11 protein-coding genes and 1 tRNA gene are annotated in these 15,100 nt (G+C 42.2%); 9 read left to right on the forward strand and 3 right to left on the reverse strand.

Going from position 1 to position 15,100, the window contains the following annotated elements; all coding sequences use genetic code 11:
* Positions 1 to 29 precede the first annotated feature (29 nt).
* The 4 genes from H3299_RS14435 to H3299_RS14450 all read left to right on the forward strand — a co-directional run bounded on the left by H3299_RS14435 (position 30) and on the right by H3299_RS14450 (position 5,397).
* Positions 30 to 1,067: a Gfo/Idh/MocA family protein gene (locus tag H3299_RS14435; protein ID WP_182418309.1), complete on the forward strand. Its 1,038-nt coding sequence runs from the start codon at positions 30 to 32 to the stop codon at positions 1,065 to 1,067.
* A gap of 143 nt (positions 1,068 to 1,210) precedes the next feature.
* The gene (locus H3299_RS14440) at positions 1,211 to 2,950 is read left to right on the forward strand and encodes an FAD-dependent oxidoreductase (RefSeq protein ID WP_182418310.1); all 1,740 of its coding nucleotides are present in this window, start codon (positions 1,211 to 1,213) and stop codon (positions 2,948 to 2,950) included.
* A gap of 13 nt (positions 2,951 to 2,963) precedes the next feature.
* A complete protein-coding gene (locus tag H3299_RS14445; RefSeq protein WP_182418311.1) occupies positions 2,964 to 4,688 on the forward strand; it encodes an FAD-binding protein in 1,725 nt (574 codons plus the stop codon).
* Between the two features lie 91 nt (positions 4,689 to 4,779).
* Positions 4,780 to 5,397: an NIPSNAP family protein gene (locus H3299_RS14450; RefSeq protein WP_182418312.1), complete on the forward strand. Its 618-nt coding sequence runs from the start codon at positions 4,780 to 4,782 to the stop codon at positions 5,395 to 5,397.
* Positions 5,398 to 5,478: 81 nt separating this feature from the next.
* On the opposite strand, the gene H3299_RS14455 is transcribed toward H3299_RS14450, so the two are convergent.
* Positions 5,479 to 7,512: a TonB-dependent receptor domain-containing protein gene (locus H3299_RS14455; RefSeq protein ID WP_182418313.1), complete on the reverse strand. Its 2,034-nt coding sequence runs from the start codon at positions 7,510 to 7,512 to the stop codon at positions 5,479 to 5,481.
* A 354-nt stretch (positions 7,513 to 7,866) separates the two neighbouring features.
* On the opposite strand from H3299_RS14455, the gene H3299_RS14460 reads away from it, so the two are divergent.
* Positions 7,867 to 8,835 carry an arsenic resistance protein gene (locus H3299_RS14460; protein WP_182418314.1) on the forward strand — a complete coding sequence of 323 codons (969 nt, stop codon included), beginning with the start codon at positions 7,867 to 7,869 and terminating at the stop codon, positions 8,833 to 8,835.
* A gap of 151 nt (positions 8,836 to 8,986) precedes the next feature.
* Entirely contained in the window at positions 8,987 to 11,932 is a 2,946-nt protein-coding gene (locus H3299_RS14465; protein ID WP_182418315.1) for an autotransporter outer membrane beta-barrel domain-containing protein, read from the forward strand.
* Between the two features lie 123 nt (positions 11,933 to 12,055).
* Here H3299_RS14465 and H3299_RS14470 read toward each other — a convergent pair whose 3' ends face one another.
* A complete protein-coding gene (locus H3299_RS14470) occupies positions 12,056 to 12,358 on the reverse strand; it encodes a hypothetical protein (protein WP_182418316.1) in 303 nt (100 codons plus the stop codon).
* Between the two features lie 161 nt (positions 12,359 to 12,519).
* Positions 12,520 to 12,609, reverse strand: a tRNA-Ser gene (locus H3299_RS14475).
* Between the two features lie 382 nt (positions 12,610 to 12,991).
* Here H3299_RS14475 and rplU point away from each other — a divergent pair.
* The 3 genes from rplU (at position 12,992) to H3299_RS14490 (ending at position 14,503) form a co-directional block, all read left to right on the forward strand.
* Positions 12,992 to 13,306 (forward strand): 50S ribosomal protein L21, encoded by a 315-nt coding sequence (gene rplU, locus H3299_RS14480; protein ID WP_182418317.1) that lies wholly within the window; start codon positions 12,992 to 12,994, stop codon positions 13,304 to 13,306.
* A gap of 135 nt (positions 13,307 to 13,441) precedes the next feature.
* Positions 13,442 to 13,711 carry a 50S ribosomal protein L27 gene (rpmA, locus tag H3299_RS14485; RefSeq protein WP_182418318.1) on the forward strand — a complete coding sequence of 90 codons (270 nt, stop codon included), beginning with the start codon at positions 13,442 to 13,444 and terminating at the stop codon, positions 13,709 to 13,711.
* A 120-nt stretch (positions 13,712 to 13,831) separates the two neighbouring features.
* A complete protein-coding gene (locus H3299_RS14490; protein ID WP_182418319.1) occupies positions 13,832 to 14,503 on the forward strand; it encodes a GNAT family N-acetyltransferase in 672 nt (223 codons plus the stop codon).
* Positions 14,504 to 15,100: the final 597 nt, after the last annotated feature.

Below are 15,100 nucleotides of genomic sequence, written 5' to 3' on the forward strand. Positions count from 1 at the left end.
CGTCTTTGGGAGGCAAAAGGGAGAGAGAAATGGGAAGTAAAATTCGCGTGGCAGTTATGGGCGCAGGTCTTATTGGCAAACGCCATGTCACTATTATTGCACAAGATAAAAATGTGGAATTATCGGCAATTATTGATCCTGTTGATGCTGCAAAAGACTATGCGATAAGCCTTAATGTTCCGTGGTATCCCGATATTAAAACCATGCTATTAAGTGACCGCCCTGATCGCATTATTATTGCAACCCCTAATCAATTTCATGTGGCCAATGGGCTTGAAGCAATAGAAGCCAAAATTCCAGTTTTAATGGAAAAGCCGATTGCAGATAATGTCGATGAGGGCTTAAAACTGGTTGAAGCGGCAGAAAAAAATAATGTACCGCTTATGGTTGGCCATCACCGCCGCCATAATCCCATGCTGCAAACGGCTAAAAATATTATTGACTCTGGTAAGTTAGGCCAAGTCCTTGCTGCTCATTGCATGTTTTGGATTTTAAAGCCTGATGATTATTTTAATGCGCAATGGCGGCAGATAAAAGGGGCAGGGCCAGTTTTTGTCAATATGATCCATGATATTGATTGTTTGCGTTATCTTTTTGGCGATGTCAAAACCGTACAAGCGGTTGAAACAAAGCAAATTCGTGGTTTTGAAAATGAAGAAAGCTGCGGTGCATTATTGCATTTTAAAAATGGTACTATTGTCACCCTTTCCATTTCTGATGCGATTAGCGCGCCTTGGAGCTGGGAACTTACCGCACGTGAAAATCCTGACTTCCCCCCAACGCAGCAAAATAGCTATTATATTGGTGGCACCCATGGTTCTCTTGCACTGCCAAGCCTTGAATTATGGAGTTATACCAATGAGCGCACTTGGCTTAAACCAATTGATAAAAGCGACAATGACCGCCCATTGATTGATCCATTCATTTTACAATTGGAAAATTTCCGCGAGGTTATTTTAAAAAAAGCGCAACCTTTGGTGTCTGGACGTGAGGGATTGGAAACTTTGCGGGTTACTTTTGCGGTTAAACAAGCAGCACAAAGCGGCCAAACCATTCATCTTGAGTAGAGCACGTCTGTTTATTGTTCAAGCAACATCGTGCTTTAAATTCTTCAATTTGACGCATTATCCGTACGCTAAAGTTGACCCAACTTTAGTTGGAAATGCTCAAGTTATTAGTTTTTGCAGATCAGCAGAAAAGAGCAGTTATAATGCAACACCATCCTTCTAGCGATATGGAACAGATAGAATGTGACCTACTGGTTATCGGTTCTGGCGCTGGTGGTTTATCAGCAGCAGTTACTGCCGCTTATCACGGACTTGATGTCTTGGTGGTGGAGAAAGACGCCTATTTTGGTGGTACTACGGCTTTTTCTGGTGGGTGGCTATGGATACCACAAACATCGCATGCCAAAAAAGCTGGTATTATTGAGGGTGATGATGCGCCAAGGCTTTATTTGAAAAATATTATGGGCAATCGCTATGATGATGTGATGGTGGATACTTATTTGAAAAAAGCACCTGAAATGGTGGATTTTTTTGAAACAAAAACCGATGTTGCTTTTAATGGCGGCAATGCCGTTCCTGATTTTCATGGCAAGATAGATGGCGCAGTCATTGGCGGTCGTTCGGTGGTTGCAGCACCTTTTGATGGTCGAAAATTAGGAGATCTTCTTTATAAATTGCGCAAACCCATTCCGCAAATGACGCTTATGGGCATGGCCATCGCATCAGGCGCTGATATGCGGGCATTTTTAACAACTTTACGCTCAATATCGTCCTTTAGCCATGTAACAAAGCGGCTTATGCGCCATTTTTATGATTTGGCGTTTTATCGCCGTTCAACGCAAATTGTTAATGGCAATGCGCTGGTGGCACGTTTGTTAAAGTCGGCCCAGCATTATAATGTCAGGCTTTTATCTGATACACCAGCTTTATCCTTGATAAAAAATAATGATGATATTTGTGGCGCAATTATTGAGAAAAATGGCGTAAAAAAACAAGTCTTTGCTAAATATGGCACGGTGCTCGCAACGGGCGGCTTCCCTCACGACCAATTAAGAAAGAAACGGCTTTTTGACCATGTGCAAAATGGCTCGCCGCATGAAAGTGCCGCACCTTTAAGCGTTGATGGTGATGGCTTAAAAATGGCTGAAAATATTGGCGCCTTGGTTGATGAAACATTGATATCATCAGGGGCTTGGGCGCCGGTGTCCTTAGTATCTAACCGGCAAGGTGGCTTTAACCGTTTTCCCCATTTGGTGGAGCGTGGTAAGCCAGGGCTTATTGCCGTCCGACAAGATGGCAAACGTTTTGTTGCAGAGGATATATCTTATCATGATTTTATGGTCGGGCTACTTAATGCAACCCCAAAGGGCGAGCCGGTAACAGCTTGGCTGCTTGCTGACCATAGGTTTATCCGCCGTTACGGGCTTGGTGCGGTCAAGCCTTTTCCGGTGCCTTTTACTAAATGGCTTAAAAATGGCTATTTAAAACGCGCTAATAGTGTGGCAGAACTTGCCCAAAAATGCGGTATTGATGAAGGTGCCTTACAAAAAACCATTGCCAATTATAACCGCGACGCCGCGCAAGGCATAGATAATGAATTTCACCGTGGCACAACGCCTTATCAACTAGCGCAAGGCGATAAGGATCATTTACCCAATCCATGTATTGCGCCCATAGTGAAAGCTCCATTTTTTGCCGTTGAAATTACTGCTGGCAGTTTGGGAACTTTTGCTGGGCTTATTTGTGACGATAAAGCGCGGGTACTTGATGGGCATGGCGAGCCAATTAATGGGCTATTTGCAGCAGGAAATGATATGAATAGCATTTTTGCCGGAACCTATCCAAGCGGGGGCATAACCCTTGGGCCTGCAATGACTTTTGGTTACATTATTGGTGAAAGCGTTGCAGCTGCACGCAATAAGGTCCAAGAAAATAAGATATAAGGGAGGATTAGCAATGTTAGCAAGTGAGCCAAATGCGCCTTTATCTCAAAACACCATTGAGGAAGTAGATGTTTTGATTTTTGGTGCTGGTGCTGGTGGCATGAGCGCAGCGTTAATTGCTAAGATTGAAGGGCTTGAGGTTTTGCTATGCGAAAAAACAAGCCAAGTTGGCGGCATTACTGCAACATCAGGCGGTACAACATGGGTGCCGGGTACTAGTTTAAGTATCGCGGCGGGTGTCGCTGATAGCGCCAAAGACGCTGAAAAATTTTTAAAAGCCATTATTGGTAATCGTGGTGGTGAAGCTAAGCGATTAGCTTTCTTGCGCTCTGGCGCTAGCGCCATTGACGATTTTACGCAAAAGACTGAAGTGCAATTTGTGGCTTCTAAAGCCCATCCTGATTATCTTGATGGTGACGGTGCTGCCTTTGGTGGTCGTGCTTTATCGCCTTTGCCGTTTGATGGCCGCTTGCTTGGCAAGGATTTTGAGCGGGTGCGACAACCGCGTCCTGAATTTATGGGGCTTGGCGGCATGATGGTTGGCCGCGATGAATTGGATATCATCTTAAATCGCTTTAAAAGCCTTGCCAATTTAAAAACAACATTAAAAATTGTTAGTCGTTATTTTAAAGATCGTTTGCGTTTTTCACGCGGTACTCGCGTATTAATGGGTAATGCGTTGGTTGCACGGCTATTTTTTAGCCTTAAACAGCAAGGCTGCATGCCAGAATTTGAGCATAGCCTTAAAGAACTTATACAAGAAAACGGCCGCATCATTGGTGCTAAAGTCGCAACGCCCAACGGCATACGCATTATTCATGCGCGTAAAGGCGTTGTTTTAGCAACCGGTGGCATTGCTAATAATAAGGAGTTGCGCCAATCGCTTTATCCTGAAGGGACAAGGGAGCAGTGCCTTGCACCTTTAAGCAATAATGGTGATGGTGTTGAAAATGCGATTAAAATTGGCGCGCGGCTTGATGATGGCTGCGATAGCCCTGCTTTATGGATGCCATGTTCATCTTATAAAAATCCAAATGGTGAAATGGCGGTTTGGCCGCATATTATTCTAGATCGCGCTAAGCCTGGGCTTTTGGCTGTAAACCAAAAGGGCGAGCGGTTTGTAAATGAATCCAATAGTTATCATGATTTTTGTATGGGAGCGTTGCAACGAAACAAAATGGTGTCAACTATACCAGCCTATTTGATTGTTGATGATGCTTTTATCCACCAATATGGTTTAGGCCTTGTATTGCCGGGTGGGGTTGGTCTTAATCGACTTATCCAATCGGGTTACATCATTAAGGCCGATACATTGGCGGCTTTGGCGCAGAAAATCGATGTCGATCCTCAAGGGCTCATCAATACCGTAAAGCAATATGATGACGATGCATTAACCGGCGTCGATCAAGCTTTTGGGCGTGGAAGCAGTGTTATGAACCGCTTTAACGGCGATAAGGACAATAAGCCAAATCCTTGTATGCGCGTTTTAGGTAAAGGGCCATTTTATGCGGTGAGCGTTCGCCCCTATGATCTTGCTAGCAGTGGCGGCATTGATTGCGATGAATTTGGCCGCGTTGTTGATAATGATCAAAAGCCGATAGAAGGACTTTTTGCTTGCGGCAATGATGCAACCTCAATATTTCGTGGCACCTATCCAGGCCCTGGCACAACCCTTGGGCCAGCGATGGTTTTTGGGTGGCGCATTGCCAAATATCTTGCCGGTTCACTTAAAAACTAAAGTCAGTTTTACGGCCGGCTTATCGTGATAAGTCGCTTTAATTTATACAAACCAAAAAAGAATTTATATAACCCAAGAAAGGTCAATTATTATGGAACGTTATGAAATTGCAACATTGCAGCTTGCCATGGGCGGCGCTGCCAAGGCCGCCCCTGCGATTGAAGAATTTTGCTCGCAATCAGGGGCAAGGGGTAAGCTTTTAGGAGCTTTTGCCACTGAAGTTGGGCCATTAAACCAAGTTATTTTATTGCGTGGTTTTGATAGCGAAGATGATTTTAATAGTGAGCGTCAGCGCACCTTAAATGCCGCTAATCCTTTTGGCGCTTCAGAATGGATGAGCAATTTGGTTTTGGATAGCTACATTCCTTTTCCATTTTTAAAGCCAGTTGAAGCGGGTGAGTTTGGCCCAATTTATGAAATGCGCAGCTATGTCTATAAGCATGGCGGTTTACCGCATATTCTAAAAGCTTGGGAAAATGCCGTGCCAGCGCGTGAAAAAATATCGCCCCTCACTATTGCGCTTTATAGCATTGATGGCGAGCCAAGGATTACCCATATTTGGCCATTTAAAAATGCGAGTGAGCGTTTTGATTTACGCAGTGAATCGGTCAAGCAAGGTGTTTGGCCACCAGTTGGTGGGCCTCAATGGCTAACGAGCGATATGCGCTCGCTTCTTGCTGTACCGCTTAGCATTTCCCCCTTACGCTAAACTATATTAAGTGCAAAATTAAAAGCATGAAAAAAGCAGCCATTATATCAATGGCTGCTTTTTTAAATTTTAAAAAAACTATTAGAAGCGGAACTGGGTTGAAATGAGGAATGTTCTACCCTGACCGGAATTCGCCGAGCTTAAGAATGGCGTATAAGTTTTGTTAAAGAGGTTGTTGACCTTGAAGGATAATTCAATATCTTCTTTGAATTTATAGGTGGTGAAGATATCAACAAGGCCATAGCTGCCATCTGATTTATCAACGCCTGTATAGGTTGAAACCTTGCCTGATGATACATACCGATAACGACCACCAACAGTGAGTTTACGCTCGAATAGACGTGCACCACCGCCGATTGAAAAGACATTATCTGGCAAATATTGGCTAGCACCAAGGCCAGGTAATATGCCGGGAAGATCGGATTTTGTATGGGTATAGCTTAAATTGGCAAAGGCAAAGCCAGCATCATAAAGTGCTTCAGCTTCAAAGCCGCGGACGCGGGACGTACCGGGCACATTATTATACCAAGTTTGGCAGCGACGGTTTGCCAATGGATCACAACCATCACGCCCTTCACTGACGATATAATCTTTAATATCCATGTCATAATAAGCAGCTCTTGCACGGAAGAAATCGCCTGCAGTAAAGACATCAGCCTTTTTGACATTTACACCAAGTTCCCAACCTTTTTGCTTTTCTGGCTCAAGATTAGGATTGGCAATAAAGCCAAAGGTTGTGCTGCCTGGATGAATGCCGCCAACCATAGTTTCTTGTAAAGTGGGGCTGCGCATGGATTGTGAATAGGTAACATAAGGTTGCAACCAGTCGGTAACATTAACCGCTAAGGTAATACGCGGGTCAACCGAATTATGCGATTGGTCAACAAGGGACGTACCATCTTTTGCATCACCATTCATTTTATAGAAATTATAACGCAAACCAGCAGTTAGATCGACAATCTTATAGGAGAAGGTTGCATCAGAAAAAACGCCGCCACTGCTTGCTGTACCATTACTTGGATTAACGCCAGAATTAGCTCCTTCAATCTTATCGCGGAAATACTCAACGCCATAAAGCCATTTGACGCCAACCTCTCCAAGATTAAAGCGCGATGTATTGGAAATATCAAAGCCAACACCACGATCTTCAATTTCACGGCCGCTAGAGCCTCCCCATACACCGCGTAAATTTTCAAAATATTCCATTTTTAAGCGGTTATAATAAGCATTGACATGCAAATCGACCCAATCATTATCCGCAGGATTATAAGAATAATTGGCGGTTAATGTAGTATTTTTGACATTTTGATTATAGGAATTTGCACCAAAATCATTATTATAGAAAACGCCACCAAGATTAAGACGATGATCGGTACCATAGCCAAATTCGGCTTTAACCAAACCCGAAGTCAATTCTTGGCCGGTATTGCTTTGACGGTTGCCATCACCATCCTTAAAATCGCGTGAATCTCGGCGGCTGATTGCTGCTGCAACACCAGCAATATCATTGCGCGCACCGCCAGCAATCATCTCAGAAAAGCCAACACCGTTGCTGCCCCATGATGCCTTGCCAAGAACGCCATAATTTTGACCGGGCTTGATAATATCTTCAACGCTTAAAGTACGCAAGTTAACGCTACCAGCCAAAGCACCGCCGCCAGCGCCAACAACGGCACCGCGCTCTACATCTATTTCAGTTAATAGGTTTGAATCAACATAGGAATAGCCCGAAGCATCATGGCCGGTAAAGCGGAAGTTTTGACGCACGCCGTCAATCATGGTGTTAACGCGGCCAGAGCCTTCAAAGCCACGAATATTAATTGCAAGGCCGGGCTGGCTAGGATTATCCCAAGTGAAAGTACCAGGAATATCACGGATAACATCCTGTAAATTGCCACTACCATAGCGGTTAATGTCTTCAGCCGTAACAACACTTACGCCAGCTGGTGTCATTGCTCCATTGCTGCCGGTAACCGTTACGGTTTGCAATGTATCACTATTTTCGCCGCTATGACTATCTTGGGCATGGGCAATATTGGCCACCAAAAGCATGACCGAATTAAGTGCTATACCAGCCATTAAAAGATGCTTTTTCATTTTAAAAGCAACGCGCATAAGTATTCTCCAAAAATAGAAAAAATTTTAATTGAACCATTTTTATTAAATGAACAAATGCACCAATCATAAAAATCGAAATTATTTTTAGAATCATTCAATTTAAAGGAAGTTAATACTTGCCTTTAAATTTTAATAATAGGATTTAATATTTTAAGATGGTGCAGATATAATATGGCTGGCTATTTTTTTAAATTTTTGCTGGCTTTATACTGTATTATACCTATGTTCTACATAAACAGATTTTTTCTATCAAACATGACTATAATAATCAAGTATTAATTCACGGAAAATTTATCTTAAGTGTATAATTTGGAATAATTGGAAAATTGGCGCCAATAAGGGGGCTTCTGCTTGCAAAAATTTTTAAAATTACAAACGCAATTGGAGCATTGGCAAGCATGGATTTATTTTGCCAGTGTCTTGGTGGCACTTCTCATTGTTTGGGGTAATCCCAATAGTCAAAAATTTACACCATTTTTGGAAAATCTTATCAATCCAGCCCTTGCTCTCATGCTTTTTGTCACATTTTTGCAAGTACCGCTTGCGGCTCTTGGTGGGGTGTTCAAAGATTTACGCTTTTTGTCAGTTTTGCTATTTGGCAATTTTATAGTCATTCCATGCCTTGTTTTTGGTTTAAGTCAGATTTTCCCTTTGGATTTTTTAATGAAGCTTGGCGTTTTAATGGTATTATTATCACCTTGCATCGATTATGTGGTGACTTTCACTCATATGGGTAAAGGTGATGCGCGCGCGCTGCTTGGTGCAACGGCACTTTTATTATTATTGCAAATGATGTTTTTACCGCTTTATTTATCACTTTTTTTGAGTAAAGAAGCAGCAAATTATATCCAAATTACTCCCTTCATAGATGCATTTTTATGGCTGATCATTATGCCCTTATGTCTTGCAATTCTTGTGCAGATTTGGGCAAAAAGGCAAAAATTCGGCTTTCGTTTAAAACAGTATTTTGATTGCCTTCCTGTTCCTGCTACCGCCATGGTGCTATTTATTGTCATTTTAGCTATTGCACCCCAACTAGGCTTGGCTGGCAAAGCGCTGCTTACTGTTTTACCTATTTATATCAGCTTTGCAATTTTGGCGCCAATTCTGGGGTTAATTCTTGGCAAAATTTGCAAGCTAAATAAACCACAAAAACGCAGTATTGCCTTTAGCATGGCAACACGTAATTCTTTGGTGATTATGCCGCTTGCCTTAACAATTCCCAACGCCGTGCCATTATTACCGGCGATTATTGTTACGCAAACCCTCATCGAATTAATATGCCAATTGATTTATGTTGAGATAAGCAAACGTCTTTAGTGTGCAAAATATAGGTTTTATTTCTTATAAATATCATTATTTATTCGTGTTATTTTTCTGACATAAATATGTCATTTATCTGTAACATCGCTACTGCATTAGCACCCTTAATAATTAACTTTGGCAACATTGGATATTGAGGGCAGCTTTGATGCTAAAAACGACACAGAAATTTTTTTCCTATCTTTTATTGAGTTCGGCTTTAGTGACGATTGCAGGGGTGCAAGCACAAGCGCAAACCAATACAAATATTAAAGCGACAGAATTGCTTATGGGTTTTAGTCAGCTAAATTCAACCGAAGCTGGCCGCAATGCCTTACGTGAAAACTTGGAAACAACGTTGCGCATTAATAATCAGGCAACAGCAGCAGAGCGCCAACAGGCAATTTATGATGATACTACCGGCTATCTTGTCGGCTCGCTCTATAATGGTCTTTTAGCAGCAGATGCGTTGGGGCCGCAGCTTGCACAAGTCTATAAGGACAATAATTCCGTTACTGAGCGCTTTCAGGTAACGACTTTTTCACCAAACTTTTCCAAATATATGAGCGCAATGAGCGCGATTGTTGTTGGCGGCGATTCTGCAGTGGCAAAAAATTATTTTGCCAATGGTAGTTATGATGGTAATCCCGATCATCCGCTAACCGGCATCACAATGCCAAGTGATGGCATATTTAATACCTATGATGTTGCTTATAATCCATTGCCAGAAAACGCCAATAGCGTTGGTGACAGCCGACCATTGCAAGTTGCACCAGACCGGGTTGTGGCTTTTGATGGCGTTAATTATTTTGGCAAGCCAGTTAATACCGCAACCAATATTTTCCCCGGTGTAAGCCATAATGCCGCGTTTCCTAGTGGCCATTCGGCAACTGGTTTTGTGACAACGATGAGCATGGCAATGATGGTGCCAGAGCGTTATAAGGAAATGATGCTGCGAGGTAGCGAATATGGCAATAGCCGTATCGTGCTTGGCGTGCATTATGCGTTTGACGTGATTGGTGCGCGTATTCATACGCTTTATGCTTTGACGCAAGCGCTCAATAATAATCCAGATTATTTAAATAGCGAAGTTCCTGGTATTTTGGGCGGTCGTTTTGCCTTGCCATCAGATTTTAAAGCGCTTTTTGATGCTGCCCAGCAAGATTTGCGTAATCTTTTAAACGAAGGTTGTGCGGGAGATCTGACGCTTTGCACCAAAACCACCGATGGTTTTGCCCAATCATTAAAAGATAAGGAAGTTTATCGCTACCGTTTAACTTACGGCTTGCCAACTGTTGGTGCCACCAATCTTGATGCCGTTGTGCCAGAAGGCGCGGAAGTTTTAATTGCCAACCGCTTTCCTTATATGAGCAAGGAACAATTGCGCGAAGTTTTGGCAACAACTGAAATTCAATCAGGCCACGCTTTAGATAATGGTAGTGGTTATGCACGTTTAAACCTTTATGATGCAGCAGATGGTTATGGTGCTTTTAATGGTCTTGTTACCATTAATATGGATAGCACCAAGGGCGGCTTTAATGCCTATGATACATGGGGCAATAATATCGGCGATTATGTTGCGCCATCAACAGGCATTACAACTCAAGGCTCATTTACCAAAAATGGCACGGGCATGCTCGAGCTCTATGGCGATAATAGCTGGAGCGGCACAACAACTATTAATGGCGGCTCGCTAATCTTTACCGGCAATTCACGCCTTAGTGGTGCAATGATCAATAATAGCACCTTGTCGCTTACTTCAATTAATCGCCCATTGCCGGGGCATCAATTAACCGTTGGTTCCTATCACGGCGGCGCAGGCAGTGTGCTTGAAATGGCAACCAGCTTTGGTGGCGATCAATCAGCTACCGATATGTTGCATGTGACCGGAGACACAAGTGGTACAACCGCATTGCGTGTTATGCGCACTGGCGGCGAAGGCGCAGAAACTTTAAATGGCATTAAACTGATTGAAGTTAATGGCGCATCAAATGCACATTTCACTCTTGCTAATGGTGACTACATCACTCCCGAGGGCAAGCAGTCAATTATTCACGGCATTTATGGCTATTCCCTGCATAATAGTGGCGGTATTACTGGTAATGATGGCAATTGGTATTTGCGCTCGCATTATCAGCCTGCTGTGCCAGTCTATGAAACTTATGGCCAAGCCTTGCTAGATTTAAATGCTGTTTCTACCTATCGCGAACGCGCTGGTGGTCGCTATTTCTTTGATCCATATAGTGCTGCCAATAATACAGCCGAGGCAGGCAAAGCTGGCTCATTATTTTGGGGCCGCGTTGAAGGTGGGCATAGTAAATTTGATCCTAGCCGCAGTACAAGCGGTGCCGATCATTCGACCAATATGGTTAAGTTGGAAGCTGGACTTGATCTATTGCTCAGCGAAAATAGCAATGGCAAATTGCTTGGCGGCATTTTCGTGAATTATACCAATGGCTCCACCAAAATTGACGCCAATGTAGGTGATGGCAAGATTAAAACTGACGGCTATGGTTTTGGTGCTAATCTAACTTGGATCGGCGAAAACGGTTTTTATGTCGATGGTCTTGCCAAGATGAATTGGTATAATAGCGACCTTGATTCAAACATTTTACAAGGCTTGCGCTCAGATAATGATGGCACAGGCTATGCATTGTCTATTGAAGCTGGTCGCCGTTTTGGTTTGGATAATGGCTGGATCATTACCCCACAAGCGCAGTTAAGTTGGTCATCGGTTGATTTTGATGATTTCACCGGCCCTTATAATGTACGTGTATCATTGGATAAAGCCGAAAGCTTAACCGCCCGTATTGGTCTTGGTTTTGAACGCGAAACCATCATCAAACAGCAAGATGGCAGCCAGAATAAAAGCAATATTTATGCAATTGCCAATATCTATCAAGATTTTGCCGATGGTGTAAAAGTTAAGCTTAATGACAAAGCCTTTGAAAACCGCAATCAACGCACTTGGGGCGGTGTAACTATTGGTGCTAATTATAGCTGGAATGATGATAAATATGCGCTTTTTGGTGAAGGTACGGTTAAAACCAGCCTACAAGATTTTTCAGACAGCTATGCACTAAAGGGAAGTGTTGGCTTTAAAGTAAAGTGGTAGTTTTTGCACTTATGATAAAAAGAAAACGGCTGCCTTGGGCAGCCGTTGTTTTAAAATAGCTATGAATTAATCTTGTTTTATAAGACAGCATATAGCTTCGGTGCGGCGTGAAACCAAATATGTCTATTTGTCTTCATTTGGACAAAGTTGCAACGCCTTTTTCAACTCTTTTTCTGTGAAAAGTGAATGATATTGAGGGGTGTTAACAATAAAATACTCCATGGTGAGGTCAAGTCGTCCCAGTTGAAGTAATTTGATATAACCTTCTTCTTGCTTATTAGATCCCAATAAGTTCTTGGCTGTTCCTACGCCACCATGTTCCTTTATCAAATTTTTGAATCTTTTTGGATTATAATTTGTCTCAGCATATGTTCTTTCAGCTAAAGCAAACAGTTCTTCCTCAAATTGTTTTTTTAAATCCTTCACAATATCCCCCAATGTTAAAAATGAAGTTTTAAAATTAGGCTAATCTATAAGAAAGTCAATTTTAAAAGAATGGGAATGGTTTTGGGTGAAAAAATTTGCTTTTCAGTTATAAAATAAAGATATCTCAAAAGCTTAGGGAAATTAAAGAAGCTTGCTATGACTGGCGGAGAGGGAGGGATTTGAACCCCCGATAGAGTCGCCCCTATGCCGCATTTCGAGTGCGGTGCTTTCAACCACTCAGCCACCTCTCCAATCATGCGCTTTGTTGGTTGCGGTTTGCAAAAAAAAGCGCAAAGATAGTGCATATCATGCTAATCGGCTTAATAGCTGTGAATTTAATCGCTGACAAGTGTTATTTTATCAAATTCAGCAAAAAATCTTGACATTGCAGCAAAAATTCGCAATAGAAAAACTTGCATGAATTGGGTTTGGGATTCTATGCCTTAAAATTTGTGCAATTTTGATGAAAAACAAGTTGGTCGCATGGTTTTAGCTTAAAGCTATAAATGGGATACAAACTATAAAAAGACTAGCCACTGTTAAAATAACGGCAATTGCCTTTATGTTTGAAATCTTTCATTTTTGAAAGTTTTATAATTGCAGTGAGATCTGGTGTGTATGAAAGGCTTATAAATGTTTGCAGTTATCAAGACCGGAGGCAAGCAGTATCGCGTTGCTGCTAATGATCTCCTTAAAGTAGAAAAAGTTGCTGGTGAAGCTGGTAGCGTTGTAGAATTTACCGATGTCATGATGGTTGGCGTTGGTGCAGATGCCAAGATCGGCCTTCCTTTTGTTAAGGGTGCTGTGGTTAAGGCAACTGTTGTCGAGCAGGGCCGTGCCCGTAAGGTTATCGCTTTTAAGAAGCGTCGCCGTCAAAATTCAAAGCGCACACGTGGCCATCGTCAAGAATTGACAACAATCCGCATTTCCGAGATTGTTGCTGGTTAATTAAAAGATTTAAAAACCATCACTGGTTTTTATAAAAGTTAAAACCGCTGATACATGCGCCAAAACTGGCAGCAGTAAATTTCAGCAAAATGTTAAATTATTTGCAATAGCAATAAAGTTTTTAGGAGAACACCTATGGCACACAAAAAAGCTGGTGGTTCGTCACGCAACGGTCGCGATTCAGAATCAAAACGCCTCGGCGTGAAAAAATTTGGTGGTGAATCTGTCATTCCTGGCAATATCATTCTTCGTCAACGTGGCACCCAGTGGCACCCTGGCGACAATGTAGGCATTGGTAAAGATCACACTATTTTTGCACTTGTTAACGGCACTGTTTCGTTCCGTACGAAAGCCAATGGCCGCAGCTTTGTATCTGTCGTGAAAATGGCAGAAGCAGCAGAGTAAGCCGGAGCTCTTAAAACAGTCCGGCGTCCCATTGGACCCCGGTACTGTTAATCCAGACCAAAATATAAGGGAAAGATGGGACACCATCTTTCCCTTTTTTCTTTTGCTCTGGAGGTTATAATGAGCAACGACCCCTTGGATAATAATGAGCCGTTAAGCAATAACGGCATCAGCAATAATGAGCGGCGGCGGCAGTTACATTGCCCTGTTTTAGTAACTGAACGATTGGTATTGCGATTACCCCATATTGAAGACATGGACGCCATTGCCGATCTCGCCAATAATCGCCGTGTCTCTGCAATGCTTAGCGCTATGCCTTATCCGTTTACGCGAAAACATGCGGCCGACTTTATTCTACGTGCGGTTGCGGGCGAGATGGGCCATTGTGTCTATGCTATTACGTTGGGTGATACAGGCGAATTTATTGGCTCTTGTAGCGTTCGAGAACGCCATGACGATCCAAATGGTGTTGAGATCGGCTATTGGCTTGGTGAACCCTATTGGAAAAAGGGCTATGCAAGCGAAGCCACTAACGCATTAATCGATACTATTTTTCGCGCAACCGACCTTGATAGCATTTATGTCACCTGTTTTGCTGCCAATACCCCTTCGCGGCGAGTTATCCAAAAATTAGGATTTCGTTATGAAGGTGTTAGTGAGCAACAATCGATCGTATCAGGATTATTAATAGCTGATAATTTCAGCTTAAGCCGTGAGGATTGGATTGAGCAACGCCGCATTGCTCAAGGTGCTGCTTCTTCACGCATCCAAACATTGCAAAATGCTGCCTGATGAGATTGGACGCATTGTCGTCGCCACATAAGCGGCTATGCAAAAACCATAAACTTGTTTTTTAAAAATTTTATCTTTGAAAACGCTTTGCATCTTTTGATGTAAAGCGTTTTTGCATTTACCTCCCTTTGTCTCATGTAAGTTTCTGGTGAAAACAATTTTTGTGGCTGCCCAATCCGTATTTATTACTCTAAGGATCGCATTACGGTCTACTCAATGATAGAATCAAAGGCTTGGTTATATAAAATTTTAGGCTGAAACATTTGGGACTAAAGAGACGATCAGCTTTTTTAAATAAGCACCTTATTTTTTAGCTTTTGCCTTAATGGTTAACAAATTTTCTAAAAACGTGGATCAATCGCGCCACCAATTAGCAGTAAATTTTATGCGTTATTTTGATAATGGTTAATTTTTTATATAAATATATGTTTATAACCTAATTTTGATTCTTGTTTTTAAAGACTCACTCATTCACAAGCTTGATCGGCTTAAAATGAGTCTCTTTATAACAATGTGAGTCTTATCAACACCCATTCAATATTGCCTTGTTTTTGTTAAGTTTTTTAACGTTCCTATCTTGGATAATTCAAAATTTTA

This window comes from Bartonella sp. HY038, from assembly GCF_014117425.1.
Lineage (GTDB): Bacteria > Pseudomonadota > Alphaproteobacteria > Rhizobiales > Rhizobiaceae > HY038.

Bases quoted from the DNA above. Each gene is read 5' to 3' on its own strand.
- H3299_RS14455 (WP_182418313.1), bottom strand. From the start codon at position 7,512: ATGCGCGTTGCTTTTAAAATGAAAAAGCATCTTTTAATGGCTGGTATA.
- H3299_RS14440 (WP_182418310.1), top strand. From the start codon at position 1,211: ATGCAACACCATCCTTCTAGCGATATGGAACAGATAGAATGTGACCTA.
- rpmA (WP_182418318.1), top strand. From the start codon at position 13,442: ATGGCACACAAAAAAGCTGGTGGTTCGTCACGCAACGGTCGCGATTCA.
- H3299_RS14435 (WP_182418309.1), top strand. From the start codon at position 30: ATGGGAAGTAAAATTCGCGTGGCAGTTATGGGCGCAGGTCTTATTGGC.
- rplU (WP_182418317.1), top strand. From the start codon at position 12,992: ATGTTTGCAGTTATCAAGACCGGAGGCAAGCAGTATCGCGTTGCTGCT.
- H3299_RS14445 (WP_182418311.1), top strand. From the start codon at position 2,964: ATGTTAGCAAGTGAGCCAAATGCGCCTTTATCTCAAAACACCATTGAG.
- H3299_RS14490 (WP_182418319.1), top strand. From the start codon at position 13,832: ATGAGCAACGACCCCTTGGATAATAATGAGCCGTTAAGCAATAACGGC.
- H3299_RS14450 (WP_182418312.1), top strand. From the start codon at position 4,780: ATGGAACGTTATGAAATTGCAACATTGCAGCTTGCCATGGGCGGCGCT.
- H3299_RS14465 (WP_182418315.1), top strand. From the start codon at position 8,987: ATGCTAAAAACGACACAGAAATTTTTTTCCTATCTTTTATTGAGTTCG.